15 protein-coding genes are annotated in these 16,482 nt (G+C 70.2%); 5 read left to right on the top strand and 10 right to left on the bottom strand.

What is annotated here, in order from left to right:
- Positions 1-675: 675 nt before the first annotated feature.
- Both FXF51_RS26440 and FXF51_RS26435 read right to left on the bottom strand, forming a co-directional pair.
- Complete coding sequence (locus FXF51_RS26440) at positions 676-1,197, bottom strand: GNAT family N-acetyltransferase (RefSeq protein ID WP_187414578.1); 522 nt, start codon at positions 1,195-1,197, stop codon at positions 676-678.
- A gap of 146 nt (positions 1,198-1,343) precedes the next feature.
- Positions 1,344-1,943 (bottom strand): TetR/AcrR family transcriptional regulator, encoded by a 600-nt coding sequence (locus tag FXF51_RS26435; RefSeq protein WP_148437360.1) that lies wholly within the window; start codon positions 1,941-1,943, stop codon positions 1,344-1,346.
- Between the two features lie 86 nt (positions 1,944-2,029).
- On the opposite strand from FXF51_RS26435, the gene FXF51_RS26430 reads away from it, so the two are divergent.
- On the top strand, positions 2,030-3,520 hold the full coding sequence (locus FXF51_RS26430) for a carboxylesterase/lipase family protein (protein ID WP_148437359.1): 1,491 nt from the start codon (positions 2,030-2,032) through the stop codon (positions 3,518-3,520).
- 626 nt (positions 3,521-4,146) lie between these two features.
- Here the strand turns inward: FXF51_RS26430 and FXF51_RS26420 are convergent.
- The 3 genes from FXF51_RS26420 to FXF51_RS26410 are packed head-to-tail and all read right to left on the bottom strand — an operon-like array spanning position 4,147 to position 7,795.
- Positions 4,147-5,367, bottom strand: coding sequence for a DUF418 domain-containing protein (locus FXF51_RS26420; protein ID WP_148437358.1), 1,221 nt, complete (start codon positions 5,365-5,367; stop codon positions 4,147-4,149).
- Positions 5,364-6,359, bottom strand: coding sequence for a saccharopine dehydrogenase family protein (locus FXF51_RS26415; RefSeq protein WP_148437357.1), 996 nt, complete (start codon positions 6,357-6,359; stop codon positions 5,364-5,366). Before FXF51_RS26415 ends, FXF51_RS26420 begins: the two co-directional genes overlap by 4 nt.
- The gene (locus tag FXF51_RS26410; protein ID WP_148437356.1) at positions 6,359-7,795 is read right to left on the bottom strand and encodes an MFS transporter; all 1,437 of its coding nucleotides are present in this window, start codon (positions 7,793-7,795) and stop codon (positions 6,359-6,361) included. The genes FXF51_RS26415 and FXF51_RS26410 overlap by 1 nt, the downstream gene beginning before the upstream one ends.
- Before the next feature lie 45 nt (positions 7,796-7,840).
- Here FXF51_RS26410 and FXF51_RS26405 point away from each other — a divergent pair, with 45 nt between their 5' ends.
- Together FXF51_RS26405 and FXF51_RS26400 are read left to right on the top strand one after the other, a co-directional pair.
- Entirely contained in the window at positions 7,841-8,512 is a 672-nt protein-coding gene (locus FXF51_RS26405; protein WP_148437355.1) for a TetR/AcrR family transcriptional regulator, read from the top strand.
- 173 nt (positions 8,513-8,685) lie between these two features.
- The gene (locus tag FXF51_RS26400) at positions 8,686-8,877 is read left to right on the top strand and encodes a recombinase family protein (protein ID WP_148437354.1); all 192 of its coding nucleotides are present in this window, start codon (positions 8,686-8,688) and stop codon (positions 8,875-8,877) included.
- A 92-nt stretch (positions 8,878-8,969) separates the two neighbouring features.
- Here FXF51_RS26400 and FXF51_RS26395 read toward each other — a convergent pair whose 3' ends face one another.
- The 5 genes from FXF51_RS26395 to FXF51_RS26375 form a co-directional block, all read right to left on the bottom strand.
- Positions 8,970-10,301: a hypothetical protein gene (locus FXF51_RS26395; RefSeq protein ID WP_148437353.1), complete on the bottom strand. Its 1,332-nt coding sequence runs from the start codon at positions 10,299-10,301 to the stop codon at positions 8,970-8,972.
- Positions 10,302-10,497: 196 nt separating this feature from the next.
- The gene (locus FXF51_RS26390) at positions 10,498-11,265 is read right to left on the bottom strand and encodes a flavodoxin (protein WP_148437352.1); all 768 of its coding nucleotides are present in this window, start codon (positions 11,263-11,265) and stop codon (positions 10,498-10,500) included.
- Positions 11,266-11,455: 190 nt separating this feature from the next.
- Entirely contained in the window at positions 11,456-12,304 is an 849-nt protein-coding gene (locus FXF51_RS26385; protein WP_148437351.1) for an aldo/keto reductase, read from the bottom strand.
- 54 nt (positions 12,305-12,358) lie between these two features.
- On the bottom strand, positions 12,359-13,393 hold the full coding sequence (locus FXF51_RS26380) for a zinc-binding dehydrogenase (protein ID WP_187414577.1): 1,035 nt from the start codon (positions 13,391-13,393) through the stop codon (positions 12,359-12,361).
- Positions 13,394-13,418: 25 nt separating this feature from the next.
- Positions 13,419-14,396 (bottom strand): aldo/keto reductase, encoded by a 978-nt coding sequence (locus FXF51_RS26375; RefSeq protein ID WP_148437350.1) that lies wholly within the window; start codon positions 14,394-14,396, stop codon positions 13,419-13,421.
- A 248-nt stretch (positions 14,397-14,644) separates the two neighbouring features.
- On the opposite strand from FXF51_RS26375, the gene FXF51_RS26370 reads away from it, so the two are divergent.
- Both FXF51_RS26370 and FXF51_RS62010 read left to right on the top strand, forming a co-directional pair.
- The gene (locus tag FXF51_RS26370) at positions 14,645-15,547 is read left to right on the top strand and encodes a helix-turn-helix transcriptional regulator (RefSeq protein ID WP_148437349.1); all 903 of its coding nucleotides are present in this window, start codon (positions 14,645-14,647) and stop codon (positions 15,545-15,547) included.
- Positions 15,548-16,060: 513 nt separating this feature from the next.
- A complete protein-coding gene (locus FXF51_RS62010) occupies positions 16,061-16,477 on the top strand; it encodes a (2Fe-2S)-binding protein (protein WP_222871483.1) in 417 nt (138 codons plus the stop codon).
- Positions 16,478-16,482 lie beyond the last annotated feature (5 nt).

The raw sequence follows: 16,482 nt of genomic DNA, 5'->3' as shown, positions 1-16,482 counted from the left end.
TTCTTGCCAGTTAGCGCTACCAGCCCCCGATCCCCCGCCGCATTCCCCTTCGGACGTCCCTCTCTGCCCCTGGTTGAGTGTTATCCACCGGCCCGCGGTGTCCGGCCACAACCCACACACGATCGTGACCCGAAAGGCGATCGCCCGATTGGTGTTGTTGGTGCACTCCGCGAATCCCTTGTAGCCGTCGACCCACGTCCTGCAATTGAGACTGTTGCGCGCGACGGCGGCGGCTGCCGCGTCAGGAGCCGCCGCTGAGGCGGGCAGTGCGAGCCCGGCGGCGGCAGCCGCCGAGACCAGGAGCAGAGCGGTTGATCGGAGGACGGTCGTCATGGAGGACTCCTTTGCTGAACGGGACCGCCTGCGAAGGGCAGGCACCCCACTCAACAACACTGAGTATTCACTTAACAACAGATAGTGACGAAAGTCTGTCGTCGGCGTACTGAGTCGGCCCGTAGCCCGTCCACTGCACATCGGGCGGCTGCCGGAAACGCTCATGACCTCGTGCCGCTCGGCATCCGCCCGCCTCCTCTCGGCGACCTGCGCCGCGGGGGAAGCCGAGGCTGACGGCGGCTGGCGGGCGGAGATGGCGACCGGCCGGGCCTGGGGGAAGTCATGTCGGTGCAGTAGCGGGACGCGTCGTCGGAGGGTGGGCAGGATGGCCACTGCGGCTGCTCATATGGCGATCATCGAGAAGACGGCCAGATCATAGGCCTCACCCCCGTCCCGCTCAGCGATCCGCACAGTGCCCTCCCGCTGGTATCCGGCCTTCTCGGCCACCCGCAGGGAAGCGGCGTTGTCGATTCGGGAGCGCAACTGAACACGCCGTATCCCGCCGTCGATGAGCGCCCACCGTCCAACCGCGCGCGCGGCCTCGGTCGCATGGCCGCGACCTCGCTGACCGGTGTGAATGCCGTAGCCGATCTCGGTGTGACCGGCTTCCCAGTCGGTGTCGCGCAACCCGATGCTGCCGACGATCTCGCCGGTGGCCCGCTCCACGATCGCCAGGTGTACGCCCTCGCCGTCCAGCCGTCGCCGGTGCACGGTGTCGGTCAGCCACCTCTCCACGTCGGCGACCGTCTCAGGAGAGCCCGGGGGCAATGCCGTTCGATCGCCGGAGGCCACGAATGCCGCCACAGGCACGGCATCCTGCGGCCCATACTCCCGGATTACCAGTCCATCGGAGATGATCTTCACTGGAGGAAACATGGTGTGCAGCTTAAGTCCCTCACCTGGTGCTCGATGTGCCGGGTGGCCGGCCAGTCGGAGGTGCTCGCGGATGGTGCCGGCATGGGCGGGTTGGAGCCGCTCTTGTCCCCGCCTGTCCCGCGTCTGGGGGCGGGTCACGCACTCCTGAACAGCCGGTCCAGATGCACGTCGATCGCGGCGAGCGCGTCCTGGGGCTCGATCACGTCGAGTTCGATCAGGGAGGTGAAGCCGGTGAGGGCAAGGAGCAGGTTGGTCTCGGTCGCCGGGTCGCGGCCGGAGTCGATGTGCCCGTCGGCGATCGCCTGGCGGACCAACTGCTCGACGAGGGCCCGCCCTTGGACGAGCCCGCGGCGCGCCCGCTCGTGCACGGCCTCGTCGTGCAGCGCCTCCAGGACGTAGGCGGCGCTCATCCGGCTGGTGGCGCGGGCGTCGGCATGCAGGGGCAGCATTTCCGCGAGCGTCAGTCGCAGCACGTCACGGGGGTGCGGACGCTCACCGAGTTCTTCGAGCCCCTGGCGTACGCGCACCGAGGTCTGCTCGGACGCGAGGTCCATGGCGAAGGAGAGCATGGCGGTCCGGGAGGCGAAGTAGTGCTGCAACTGCCCGAGTGACATGCCCGCCTCCTGCGCCACCACGCGCATCGTCAGCTGTGTGACGCCGCGCTGCTCCACCACCCGCCACAGTGCGCGGGCGATCGCTTCGCGGCGTCCACGGTGATCCACCTGCTTCGGCATCGCCGGCCCCTCTTCCGTACCCCGGGACTGTTCCAATACAGTTGACATAATACACTTGACCTATAACTCTGATGGAAGGAACCGTCATGTCCGAACAGCCAAAGGTGCGGACCACGGAGGGCGTGGTGCAGGGCCGCCGGCGGCAGGGACACGTGGTGTTCCGCGGCATCCCCTACGCCCAGCCCCCGGTCGGAGCGCTCCGCTTCGCCGCGCCCGCGCCGCCGCACCGCTGGGAGGGGACGAGGCAGGCGGTCGAGTTCGGCCCCGTGGTGCCGCTGTCCCTGCCGATCGACGTGCCCCCGCAGGGCACCGACTGGCTGACGCTCAACGTCGGTACTCCGGATCCCGGCGCGGCGGGACTGCCGGTGCTGGTGTGGATCCCCGTGGGCGGCTACCTCGCGGCGGCGTCGAGCGACCCGATGTACGACCCGGCAGCGCTGGCCCAGGCGGGAGTCGTCGTGGTGACCATCAACTGCCGCGTGGGCGCGGAGGGATTCGCGTTCCTCGACGACGTGCCGCCCAACCGCGGATTCCTCGACCAGATCGCGGCGCTGGAGTGGGTGCAGCGCAACATCGCCGCTTTCGGAGGCGACCCCGGCCGGGTCACCGTGGGCGGGGTGTCCGCCGGTGCGGGCTCGGTCGCCGCCCTGCTGACGATGAAGTCCGCGCGCGGACTGTTCCGGCGGGCCATCGCCCATTCGGTGCCGGGGCTGCACAGCACCCCCGCGATGGCACGGCAGGTCACCGCCGCGTTCGCGGACCGGCTCGGCGCGGCGGCCCCCACCGCCGAGGCCCTGCGCGACCTCGACCCGTGGCGCCTGGCCGCCGAGCTCACCTCGTTCAACGCCGGCCTCCACGCGCACCGGGAGAGCTGGGGACGCCTCACGGAGACCGGCACCGCGCTGTGCCCCGTCGTCGACGGCGAGGTCCTCACGGAAACGCCCTGGCCCGCGCTGACCGGCGCGCGCGCGAGCGGGATCGAACTGCTCGTCGGCCACGCCCGGGACGAATTCCGGTACTTCAGCGTCATGAGCGGACGGTACGGCACCTTCACCGAGCAGGACGCCCACGCAGTCCTGGAACTGCACGCCCCGCAGCCGGACGGCCCGCGAGCCTACCGTGCCGCGTTCCCGCAGGCAGGCCCGGAGGAACTGGTGGAGACGGTCTACTCCGACGCCCTCTTCCGCATGCCGTCACAGAAGCTGGCCGAGGCGAACGCCGCAGCCGGCGGCACCTCGTACCTGTTCGAACTGTGCTGGGTCGCCCCGGTCCTCGGCGGCATCCTGGGCGCCTGCCACAGCCTCGACGTGCCCCTGGCGTTCGGCACGCTGGACAGCCCGGTCGGCATCCAGCTCATCGGCGAGGAGCCCACTCCCGAGGCCGTCGCGCTCTCCCGCGAACTCCAGCAGGCATGGGTCCGCTTCATCACCACCGGCGACGCGGGCTGGCCCGCCCACCGGCCCGGCGGGCACCTCACCCGCGTCCTGGACACCGAGCCGAAGACTCTGCCCTACCCCGAGCAGGCATCCCGCCAGATCTGGGAAGGCCATTTCCCCGCCCCCTTCGATCTCTCGTAAGTGTCCGGGCCGGTTCCCAGGCCATCCGCTCGGACCGGTGTGATGCGCCGTGAACGGGCACGGATTGCAGTGGGGTCGTTCGCGGTCCCGGCCGAGCGGGTTTCGGCTCGAACAGGGCAGGACAAGGCTCGATCTCCTCCAACCACGGTGGCGTGAGGTCGCAAACTCAACTTGACGGAGTAACCGGGACCACATGCCGAGCCACTGCTCGGCGCCCCATGCCTCGAACCGCTCTACCTCAGTGAACGCCAGCTTCGCCGCGAGACGCATCGAGCCGGCGTTGGCGGTCTGAGTGGTGAGCACCACCGGCTCGCCAGGAAGCGCGCCGGCAAGCCAGCCGAGTGCCGCCGCGCACGCCTCGGCGGGCAGCCAGGCGTTGGAGGAGCTGACCCAGTTCCTGCTGGACAGGGCGATGGAGCACGACAGCCCGACGGTGCTGGTGAACGATCACCTTGGCCGTATCTCCGCACAGTTCACACCGCCGTTCGAGGAGCCGGGCGACGAGCTCTTTGCGGGGGTGCCGGACCGGGGCTGGGACGCGGTCGATGAGCTTGGCGTCCTTGTTCCGTGTCAGCGGGATCCCGCCGAACCATGCGACCAGTGGTTGCTTGCCACTCGTCCGCCTGTCAGGGGTTCGCGGAGCGGCGGCGTGTCGGCTGTGACAGCCGTCGCAGCAGGGTCTCGGCGGGTCCTGGGTGGCGATAGCGTTCCAGGACGCGGGCTGCCGCTACGGTGATCAGCCATACCGCGATCGCATAGCCGGCGATGGCCGCGCTGTGCAGGTGGGCGCCGAGCCCGAGCCCCCACGCGGCCAGCACCGGGGCACAGAGCACCGATTGCGTGAGGTAGGCCGACAGGGAGCGCTGGCCCACGGCGGCGATGCTCTGGACGACCGGCCCCGGCCTGTGACGGGAGAGCCGGTGTCCGAGCAGGCCGAAGACGGCCGCGTAGCCGAGTCCGGCGGGTAGGCCGGTGGTCATCTGGGTTATCTCGAAGACGAACATCGACTCTGGCGGGATCGGCAGCCACCCCATGACAGCCAGGGCGTGTGGCAGCCCGCCCAGACAGCCGATCGTGACGCCGATGGCCGCCACCCGCCGCAGCAACGGCAGGTGATCTTGGGGCCGCTCCAGGACATGCCGGCGGGCGGCCCAGAAGCCGAGCACGATGGCGACGGGCAGGGCCAGGGCGAGTAGCCCTTGGCCGACGGTGACCACCGGCCAGAAGGCCAGACGCTGCAGCACGGCGGCGAGCGGATCTGCTTGCTCGCTGGCGGCCGTCCCCAGGCCGAGGTAGCCGACGGTCCCGGGCGGTTCGGGTGCGATCGCGGCCAGGTAGGCGCCGACGATGCCGAGCAGGGTCGCCAGCGTGAGCAGGCCGGCGCCGATCGTGGACCAGATGAGCAGCACGCGGTCGCCGCGGCGGACGAACAGCCGCGCCAGGAGGAGCCCGGCCAGGCCGTAGGCACCGAGAATGTCGCCCTGCCACAGCAGCGCGGCGTGCACGAATCCGAACGCCAGCAGCCACAGGTTGCGGCGGCGCAGCTGCGCCAGGGCAATGGGTAACCTCTGGCCCGCCGCCTGCCGGCGTATGACGGCCTGGACCATGCCATAGCCGAACAGGAAGGCGAACATGGGGTAGACGCGGAAGTCCACCGTGATCATGCTCAGCACCTGGACGATCCGGTCGAGGGCCGAGCCGCCCGGCGGGTGAATCGTGCTGGGGCGGACGTCCCGGCCCCACAAGTACCACGGGGTGTTGGCCACGGCGATGAGCAGCAGCATGCCGCCCCGGGCCAGATCGGGTGCCAGCACCCGCGTGCCGGGGGCGGCCTGGGTGACGGTCATGCGGGCGTGTCCTGCGAGTCGCCGAGGTCGAGGGCGAATCCATCGGTGGCCAGCTCCGTCAGAAACGGTACGGGGTCCACGAGCTGCTCGATGTGGGCCGCCCCGGGCGGCAGGCCAGGGAGCTGGCGGATGAGCCGGGCGGCGACCCGGCCGGTGGCGCGGCTTTGCCGCCGGCCGGCCAAGGACGCCTGGATCGTGCCGCAACGCACCGTCACGGCGAATCCGTCCCCGCCGACGTGGGCCGTGCTCAGCGCGCTGAGTAGCAGGCGACGGACCTGGGGGCGGCGGAGCAGGCGGGCGACGGCCGGCCGTCCAGCCACCGACAGCAGACGGGTGACCAGACGGGAATCCAGGCATAGACCTGTACGGGCCGAGGTGAGGCCGAGAGTGCCGGGCAGGGTGAACTGGTCGGAGAACGGGAAGCGGTGCACGGTGCGCTCGCCATACGGTTCCGGGAATGGCATGCTCCACGAGCCCTCGAGCTGTCCCAGGCCGTCCAGCGTCCAGGCGAGCGCGGCGGGCCCATGGGCTTCTCCAGAGCCGAGCAGCGCGCCGATGAGCAGTTCGCCGGAGGGTGAGCGCTCGGCGCAGACGCGCGCCAGCAGGTTGGTGATCCCGGGGATCAGTCCGACGCTGAGGGCGATCGTGGCGCCGTGCTGCCTGGCCGGTCCGTCCAGGGTCTGGAGTCCGGCGAGCAGGTGGTGGGAGGCGGTCACGTCCACGTAGTCGATGCCGCGCTCCACGCAGGCGCGGGCCACCCGGACGTTGTCGATCTCGGCGCACATCAGCACGGTGTCGACCCCGTCCAACGCTTTGGCCAGATCGGTGGAATCGGCGGCGTCCACGCGCATCGCCGTGGTGGCGGGGATGGGAGTGGCCTTACCGGGATTGCGTCCGGCCACGACGACGTTCGTGTCGGGGTGGCCGGTGAGCGCGTGCGCGGCCTCGCGGCCGACCGCGCCGTAGCCGCCCAGGATGAGGATCGTGGTCATCAGCGGTCGGCTCCTTGCGTCTGTACGGCGGTTGCGGTGGCGATGGCCGGGTCTGTGCCGCGGCGGGTGAACATGACCAGGGCGCAGACGGTCCCGAGGGCGGCCAGGCCAGCCGCGATCGCGAAGCCCACCCTGAGCCCGCCGGCGATGTCCGCTTCCGGCCCGGTCCACGCCGCCGCGGCCAGCAGCACGCCGGTCAGGCCGAGCGCGGCACCGACGCGCTGGGCGGTGTTGAGCAGGCCCGAGGCAGCCCCCTGCTGGTCGGCGGGGGCGGCGCGGACCGCCGACGCGGTGGAGCCGACGAAGACGGCCGGCAGGCCGACGGCGAAGGCGACGCTGAAAGGCAGGACGACGGTGAGGAATCCGGCTCCGGCGTGCAGAAAGAGCGCATAACCGGCGAGGGCGAACCCGAGCAGGCTCATGCCCGCCCCCAGCACCGTGCGTGTCCCGTAGCGCCCCACCGCCCGTGGCAGCAGCGTCCTGGCGGTCACCATGTTGACCACCGCGATCGGCAGCACAGCGAACCCTGCCGCGATCGCCGAATACCCCATGACCTCCTGCAGCATCAGCGACAGCAGCACGAACGCCGGCACATGCGCGGCGCCCACCAGCGCGTTGGCCACGGTGCCCGCCCGCACCTCGCGCTCGGCGAGCAGCCCGCGCGGCAGGATCGGCTGCGGGTGGCGCCGCTGGTTGACCGCGAACAGTGCGCCGAGCGCCACGGTGATCGCGGTCGTGGCGAGGATGAGCCCATCCCAGCCCCGTACGGGGAGTTCGGAGGCCACGAACACCAGCGCCAGCAGGCACCCGGTGCCGAACAGCGCGCCGAGGAGATCCAGACGCGGCCGGTCGCTCCGGGGCCGGGGTGGGTCGGCGGGCAGCAGGCGCGGGCTCGCGATGAGCGCCGCCAGGCCGATGGGGACGTTGATCAGGAAGATCCACGGCCAGCCGAGCGTCTGGGTGAGGATGCCGCCCAGCGCCACCCCGGAGCCCGCACCGGCGGCAGCCATAGCGCTCCACACGCCGAACGCCCACCGGTAGGCCGCGGGTTCGGTGAAGATCGCGGCCAGCATCGCCAACTCGGCGGGCACCACGATCGCCGCGCCCACACCCTGCACCGCCCGGCCCGCCAGCAGCGTGATGGCGTCCGGAGCGAGCCCGCACACCAGAGAACCGACGGCGAACAGGGCGATGCCGAGCTGGAACATCCGGCGGCGGCCCAGCAGGTCTGCCGCCCGGCCGGCGACGAGCTGAAAGCCGCCGAAGGTCAGCTGGTAGGCGTTGACGACCCAGGCCAGCCCGGTTCCGGTGAACGCCAGCGCCGCGCCCAGCGCCGGAAGCGCGACGTTGACGATCGACACTTCGAGGAACACCACGAGCTCGACCGAGGTAAGCAGCAGCAGCGCCGCGAGCCCACCCCGGCCCAAAGTTTTCATAGTCACGCTATAAGAATGTTTTCATAGTGGCGCTATAGTCAAGTCGTGAGCGAAACACCACGATCACGGACCAGGCGTGCATCCGGCGGGGAGGACGGGCGGGCGGCGCGGGCCCGGTCCACCCGCGCCCGCATCGTCACCGCGGCCGCCGAGCTGTTCACGACGGCCGGCTACACCACTACGAGCATCACCGCGATCGCCGCCAAGGCCGGGGTGAGCGAGCCGACCGTCTACTACTCCTTCGGCACCAAACGCGCCATCCTCACTACCGCCCTCGACCTGGCCGTCGCCGGCGACGACGAGCCCATCCCCACCCTCCAGCGGCAGTGGGTGCGCGACGCGCTTGCCGATCCCGACCCGCTCGGGCAACTGCGCCGCCAGGTCGCCGGAGCCGCCGACATCTATCTCCGTGCCGCGTCCTTGCTGGATGTCGTGCGCAGCGCCGCCGCCACCGACCCCGACCTGGCCGAGGTCTGGGCCGCCAACCTCCAGCAGCGCCTCACTGTGCAACGCGTCTTCGCCGACGCCCTGGCCCGCAAGAACGCCCTGCGCGACGGGCTCACCACCGAGGACGCCGCAGACATCGCCCTGGCCACGCTCTCACCAGAGACCTACAACCTGCTCGTCAACGACCGCGGCTGGACTCACCAGCGGTGGCAGGACTGGGCCGCCGACGCGCTCGCCCGCCTGCTCGCCACGATGGACCGTCAGGCCTGAATCCCCACCGAACCCAGGGTGCCGGCGAGAACGCTGTCATGAGCCCCAAACGGCGTTGATCTAGTTCGACCAGTGTTCACACAGCTCGGATTTGTAACGGCTCCCGTGTACGCGGCAATGTCACGCGCACCCCCGTTCACGTCACGATCTGGACGTGAAAATCGGCACCGCGAGTGTCTCCACACCCCGAAGCGCAGATCGACGCCCTCAAGGCCGACGGCTGCGAACAGATCTTCATCGACAAGGCGTCCGGGAAACTCGCCCCCCGACCCGAACTCGACAAGACCCTCCTCGTGCTCCGCCCCGGCGACCAGGTGACCGTCACCGCGAACGGTCACCGCATCGAGCCGGGGCCAGACAGGTAAGAGCGCTCCGATGTCCAGCGCCGTCAGCGATCACCCGAGAGCCCTCAACCTCGTGGATCGGGAGAACCTCGCGCCGCCCGACATGCCCGACTTCATGACGAACGTATCTCCGCCGCCACCGCCCGTTCCCGCAGCTGTGCCGCCTCTGCCCGCACAGTCTCCAGCTCAGCCCGCAGATCCTGCAGCCGTATCTGCTCCAGCTGCAACTCCCCCTGCACCCGATCGCGCTCCTTGACCGCCGCATCAGCCCGCGACCTCTCCCGTGAAACCGCCTTACGCTCCCGCGCCAGGGCCGCGGCCCCTTCCTCCTCCACAGCCGTCACTCTCCCAGCGATCCGCTCAACCTCCCCCGCCGCCTGCGCGGCATCCTTCAGCGCCACCGCCCGATCCCGCTCCGCCTCGGCCGCCGCCCGCTCGGCTCTGACGGCCCGCTCCACGGCCCGCTCCCGCTCCTGCGCCGCCGCCTCCTCACGAGCCCTCGCCCCGATCACCTCCCGTTCAGCCTGCTCACGCAGCTGAACGGCCGCCGCCGCCGCCTCCCGGGCGCGATCCCGCTCCCCACGCGCCAGCGCAACACCTTCCTGCGCCCGTACGACCTCCGCCCGCGCCTCCTCCCGAGCCCGTACGAGCTCCGCCTGTGCCTCCTCTTGCGCCCGCACGGCCTCAACCCGCGCCTCTTCCTGAGCGCGCACGCTCTCGGCCCGGGCTTCCTCCTGCACCCGCACGCTTTCGGCCCGAGCCTCCTCCACCTGCCTGCCGGCCAGCTCAACCCGCTCAGCCAGCTCCTGCACGGCCTGATCCCGGGCTTGCTCGATCAGCTCAGCACGCCGAACCGCCTCCTCAGCCCTCCGCTCAGCCAGCTCGGCCCGCCGCTTGGCCTCCTCTGCCGCCTGCAACGCCTGCCGCTCAGTACTCGCCGCCTCCCGCAACGCGGCCAGCGCCTGCTCACGCGCCCGCTCGGCATCCCCGAGCGCGGTCTCCCGCTCCTGCTCGGCCTCTTCGAGCCGCACCCGCATCTCGGCCGTCTGCCTGCGCGCGTGCTCGGTCGCCTCCCGCGCGATCCGTACCTGCTCGAACGCCTGCTCCCGCTCCGTACGCGCGATCGCCACCCGCGTATGCGCCTCGGCCTGCACGGCGCTCAGCTTGGCCTCCACCCCGGCCGGACTCAGCTCCTCGGCCAGCGCCCGCGCCAGCGGCTCGATGGCCGCGGCCAGCCCGCTCTCCATCCGGTCGTACAACAGCTCCGCTCTGGCCAACGCCCCTTCCAGCCCAGGGGTGGCGCGCCGTAGTTCCCTCTCCTGCTTGGCCGCCGCCTGACAGTCCTTCTCGGGACAGTACGCCTTGGGCCGCCCTCTCCCGCGCCGCTGCTCGATCGGGGCACCGCAGTGCTTACAGGGGGTCACGAGGCTGCTATCCGCTGTCACGGCGACAGCATAGCATTTTTGATTTTCTAGAAAATGGAAATCAGAAAATCAAGTTTGTTGCGTCATCTCAAGCCGCAAGCTACTTGCGAGAAGGCAGAATTCCCGCAAGTTACGGATGGATGCAGACCGTGACTCTCGGGCCGGCTTCTGGGACCCTGTCCATGGCTCCTGCGGATTGTGACGCGCAGGCACGTTGTCAGCGAAAACGCAGAGCTATGACAACGGACGACGCCAAGCTATGACACTGAGAAGACCTCACATGGCCACCTACCTGCGGTTTCAGGAGCTCGCCGAGGTGGCCAGAAGCGCAGACCTTTGACAGTGCCAGCGTTCTCTTCGGTCTTACCCCGACGGGCAACTGGAGGCGCTGCAGCCATGCCTCGACGGCGGCGTCGGCATCGTTGACCTTTTCGCCGCGGATGGCGAGGCCTTCGGCGATGGTCGCGCCGACGCAGGTGGCGGCGTAGTCGGCCGCCGTGGTTCCCAGGCCGCTCATGGCGTGGGTGGTGAACGGGACGACGGTCTTGCCACGCAGGTCGAGGGCCTCGGTGAACGTCGTCATGATCATAGGTGCGCGGACGTTCCAGATGGGGCTGCCCAGCAGCACCGTGCCGTAGCGATCGATCGCGGGCAGCGGACCGGCGATGGCCGGGCGGGCGTCGGCGTCCTGCTCGCGCTTGTTGCGTGCGACGGTCTCCTCGTAGTCGTCCGGATAGGGGTCGGCGGGCTGGATGCGGTGGACCTCGCAGTCCAGACGCCTGCTGATCATCCGGGCGAGCACTTCGGTGTTGCCGACCTGAAGGTCGCGGCGTCCTCCGTAGTAGTAGTTCTCTCCCGCCCGGGAGAAGTAGGCCAGCAGGACGGGCCTGGCGGCCGGGCTGGAGCGGGTGGGCTGGTTGGCCGGGGCGGAATTGGGCCGGGCGGGCGGAGAGGAGGCGCAACCGAGGATCGGGACGCCGGCCATCACGGCCCCTGCGGCCAGGAACGCGTTGCGCAGGAGCGAGCGTCATTCCAGCGCGACGGTGTGATCGTCGCCGCGGTTCGTCATCACATGCTCCGGTGGGGTGAGGAATGCAGAGCTGGTCATCGCCGCTGCGCGCGGCGCAGGGGATCGCACCGGGGCGATCGGCGGCGGCGCAGTGCGCATGCGCCTGTCAGTCGTTGACGCGTATGTGGCCGAGCTGGCTGACCATGGCCGGGTCGCGGTGGTCGAAGAACAGCGAGTTTCCGGTGTCCATGGTGGCGATGCGGGCCATCTCATCGTCGGTGAGCTCGAAGTCGAGAACGTCGATGTTATGCGCCATCCGGTCGGGGCGCACCGACTTGGGGATCACGACGACGCCTCGCTGGATGAGCCAGCGCAGCACGACCTGCGGCACCGACTTGCCGTGCGCATCGGCGACCTTGCTCAGCAGCGGATCGGCGAACAGGTTGTTCTTGCCTTCGGCGAACGGGCCCCACGACTCGATTTGGACGCCGCGCTCGCGCATGATCTCCTGGTCGGCGGTGCGCTGGAAGAACGGGTGGGTCTCGATCTGGTTCACCGCGGGGGTGACGTCGTTGTGGTCGATGAGGTCCACGAGCCGGTCGGGATAGAAGTTGGAGACGCCGATCGCGCGGATGCGGCCCTGGCGGTGGAGGTCCTGCATGGCCCGCCACTGGCTGTAGACGTCGCCGAAGGGCTGGTGCATCAGGTACAGGTCGAGGTAATCCAGGCCGAGCTTGCGCAGCGAGGCGTCGAAGGCGCGCTTGGTGTGGTCCTCGCCGGCGTCTTGAACCCACAGCTTGGTGGTGACGAACAGTTCCTCGCGCGCGATGCCGCTGCTCTTGATCGCGCGGCCGACGGCTTCTTCGTTGCGGTAGGCGGCGGCGGTGTCCAGCAGCCGGTAGCCGGCGGCCAGGGCGTCGGTGACGGCCTGCTCGGTCTGCTCCGGCGGGATCTGGAACACACCGAAGCCGAGGATCGGCATCTCGACGCCGTTGTTCAGCGTGACGGACTGCATGCGATGGCCTTTCGTCATGGATGCCGGGACTGCGCAGAGGCGTTGGCGCCTTGCTCAGGGGCGGATGAGGACCTTGAGCGCACGGCGTTCGGCCATGGCACGGTAGGCGTCGGGGACCTCCTGGAGACCGATCGTGCGGTCGAAGACGCGGCCCGGCTCGATGGCGCCGTTCAGGATGTCGGGCATGAGCTCTTCGATGTAGGCGCGGGCCGGGGCGGCTCCGCCGGTCAGGGTGATGTTGCGCATGATCAGGTCGAAGCCGAGCGGGCCCTGCTCGTACTGCGGCACGCCCAGGCGGCTGATCGTGCCGCCGTCGATGACGGCGCCCAGGGCGGTCTGCAGGCTCTGCGGGGTGCCGACGGCTTCGATGACGCGGTCGGCGCCGTCGCCGCCGGTCAGCTCGCGCACCGTGGCCGCGGCTTGCTCGCCGCGTTCGGCGACAACGTCGGTGGCGCCGAAGTCGCGGCCCAGGTCGGTCCGGTCGGTGTGGCGTCCCATGAGGACGATCTGCTCGGCGCCCAGGCGCTTGGCGGCGATCACGGCGGACAGGCCGACCGCGCCATCGCCGATGACCACGACCCGGTCACCGCGGCGCACCCCGGCGGTGACGGCGCCGTGGTGGCCGGTGCACAGCACGTCCGACAGGGTCAGCAAGGACGGAAGCAGCGGCGAGGTCTCCTTCACGGGCAGCTTGACCAAGGTCCCGTCGGCCAGCGGGACGCGGACGGCTTCGCCCTGCCCGCCGTCGACGCCGTCCAGGCCGTAGCGGCCGCCGTGGCGGCAGGAGGAGTGCAGGTTCTTGCGGCAGAAGTCGCAGGCGTTGTCGCAGTAGGTGAACGGCGTGACGACCAGGTCACCCGCCTTGAGGGTCGCGACGTCGGCGCCGGTGTCCTCGACGACGCCGAGGAACTCGTGTCCCATCGGGCGGCCGGTGCCGGTGGCGGGCATGGACGCATATGGCCACAGGTCGCTGCCGCACACACAGGACAACACGACGCGGACGATCGCGTCGGCGGGTTGCTGGATCTTCGGATCGGGCCGGTCTTCGACGCGGACGTCGCCGGCGCCGTACATGACGGCTGCACGCATGAGGTACTCCTCAATACCGGTGGGGTCAGCGCTCCATCATCCGCAGGCCGGATTCGGGGTGAGTGTCACCCGCGGCCGGCGGGAGGCTGGAGAGCTGGTCGATCTGCCGTGTGGTCAGCTGGATGCCGTCGGCGGCGGTGTTCTCCTCCACCCGGCTGACGCGCTTGGTGCCGGGGATGGGGGCGATGTCGTCGCCCTGGGCCAGCAGCCAAGCCAGCGCAACCTGGCCCGGCGTGGCGCCCGCCGCGGCGGCGACGGCTTCGACCTCGTCGACGATGCGCAGGTTGCGCTGGAAGTTCTCACCGGAAAAGCGCGGGTTACCGTGGCGGAAGTCATCCTCGGCGAAGCCGTCGGCGGAGCGGATCTTCCCGGTCAGGAAGCCACGCCCCAGCGGCGAGAACGGCACCAGCCCGATGCCCAGCTCGCGCAGCAGCGGCAGCACCCGCTTCTCCAGGCCGCGGGTCCACAGCGAGTACTCCGACTGCACGGCGGTGACCGGGTGTGCGGCGTGAGCGCGGCGGATGGTCTCCGGGCCGGCCTCGGACAGGCCGATGTGACGGACCTTGCCCTGCTGGACGAGGTCGGCGACCGCGCCGATGGTGTCCTCGATCGGCACGTTGGGGTCGACACGGTGCTGGTAGTACAGGTCGATGTGGTCGGTGCCCAGCCGCTGGAGCGAACCCTCGACGGCGGTGCGGATGTTGGCGGGACTGCTGTCGAGATTCCAGGGGCCATCGCCGACATGAGAGACCAGGCCGAACTTGGTGGCGAGCACGACCTGGTCGCGGCGGCCCTTCAAGGCTCGGCCGAGGAGTTCCTCGTTGGTGTAGGGGCCATAGATCTCAGCGGTGTCGATCAGCGTGACGCCCAGTTCCAAGGCCCGATGAATCGTGCGGATGGACTCGGCGTCGTCGGTGCCGGCGCCGGTGTAACCGTGGGACATGCCCATCGCGCCCAGGCCGATGCGGGAGACCTCCAGACCGCCCAGCATGATGTGCTTCATCAGGTTCTCCAATCCAATATTACTAAAAGTAATATTTCATGCGCCCTTCGTGGGCGTCCGGGGTGGGGTGGCAGGGCAGCCGGCGACACCACCCAGAAGCGGACACGTGGGGTTTTCCCCGGCATTCACCTTCGCGTCTTGCCAGCTCCTGGTGCCAGGCCGGGTCCTGCCGGGGAGCGGCGTTCGGGGTAATGACACGGCCCCCCACCTGGCCACCGAGCACGCCGGCGTGGTGTGAGACTGAAGGCATGGCACCTCAGCGCACCACCAGCAGCAGCGATACCGAGCTGGGCCGGTTCCTGCGCGCCCGCCGTACCCAGACCAGCCCCGAGCAGGTGGGCCTGTCCACTGGCACCGGGCTACGCCGGACCCCGGGGCTGCGCCGGGAAGAGCTGGCCACCCTGTCGGGCATCAGCATCGACTACTACGTCCGTCTCGAGCGTGGCAAGGAGACCCGGCCCAGCCCTTCGGTGATCGACGCGCTCGCGCGCGCCCTCCAGCTCGACGACGAGGAGCATCAGCACCTGCGCGAGCTGGCCGCCCGCGCCGCTCACTACGCCGCCGAGCCGCCGCCGCCACCCAGCCGCACCGTACGTCCCCACCTGAAGCTGCTCCTGCAGACCTTGCGCCCCGCCCCTGCCTACATCATCAGCCGCAGCTGGGACTTCCTCGCGTGTAATCCCGGCGGGCTCGCCCTGTACGCGGGACTGGACGACTGGCCGCTCAAGCAGCGCAACCTCGCCCGCTACCTGTTCCTGCACCCGGCCGCACGCGAGTTGTTCCCCGACTGGGGCCAGCAGATCCGCGGTTGCGTCGCCCGGCTTCGCGCCCAGGCCGGCACTGCTCCGGACGCGCCCGATCTGTCTGGCATCGTCGGCGAACTGCTCCTGAAGAGCCCCGACTTCGCCAAGCTCTGGGAACGCTATGACGTGACCGGCCGCAAACCCGTCCACAAGACCTTCCACCACCCGCACGTGGGCACCATCACCCTCAGCGCCCAATCCATGAACCTGGACGGCACCCCTGGCCAGCGCCTGGGCGTCTACGTCGCCGAGCCCGGCACCCCCGACTACGACGCGATGCTGCTGCTCGACCTGACCGCGCCCGAGACCTCCGCCAAGGCTGAAAGGCAGCATCGCGCCCGGTCCTGACTCGCGTCCTCGACTCCGGAAAACGTGAGGGGGCTGTGCCATTCCCCTGAATGCCGCTCCCCTGCACAGCACGCCCTGCCACGAGAGCGGCTGAGCCGCCAATCTGACGGTGCGGTTGGCCACCGTCCCGGCCACGGTGTCAAGCCGCGCCTTGCACAAGCCCCCGCCCCATGAATTCATCAACGGTGAGGCTTCCGCCACACCCACTGTCCGCGCCATCGCCCCAGCTTCGGCCTAGCCCGCGCACGACCACTGACCCCCCTCCACCGCAACGAGAGAGTGGCCGTGTCTACCGAACTCCCCGCGCCGACCGTCGCCCCCGACGAGGGATCCGCGACCGCCCTGTCACGGCGCACGTTCATCGCGACCAGCACCGCTGCCGGTGGCGTCGCCGCGACCGCAGGTCTGGCCACGACGCCCGCCGCAGCCGCCACGCACACGCCCGGCGCGGCCGCCGAGACGCCGCCTACCAGCAGAGTGACGCTGTCGGTCAACGGCGACCGGCACACCACGATGGTCGACAACCGCACGTCGCTGCTGGACCTGCTGCGCGAGCACCTCGGCTTGCCCGGCACCAAGAAGGGCTGCGACGCCGGCGCCTGCGGGGCGTGCACCGTCCTGGTCGACGGGCGGCGGGTCAACGCCTGCCTCACCCTGGCCGTACGGCTGGACGGCGCGAAGGTCACCACCATCGAGGGTCTGGCGGACGGCGACCGGCTGCACCCGCTGCAGCAGGCGTTCATCGACCAGGACGCCTTCCAGTGCGGCTACTGCACCCCGGGCCAGATCATGTCCGGCGCCGGCTGCATCAAGGAGGGCCGCACCGGCTCCGATGCGGAGATCCGGGAGTGGATGAGCGGCAACATCTGCCGCTGCGGCTGCTACACCAAGATCGTGCGCGCGGTCCAGCAGGCCGCGGGCCGGAAGTGAGCGGC

It is taken from the genome of Nonomuraea sp. PA05 (assembly GCF_008086045.1).
GTDB lineage: Bacteria > Actinomycetota > Actinomycetes > Streptosporangiales > Streptosporangiaceae > Nonomuraea > Nonomuraea monospora.
This window is presented reverse-complemented; position numbering and strand designations above follow the sequence as displayed.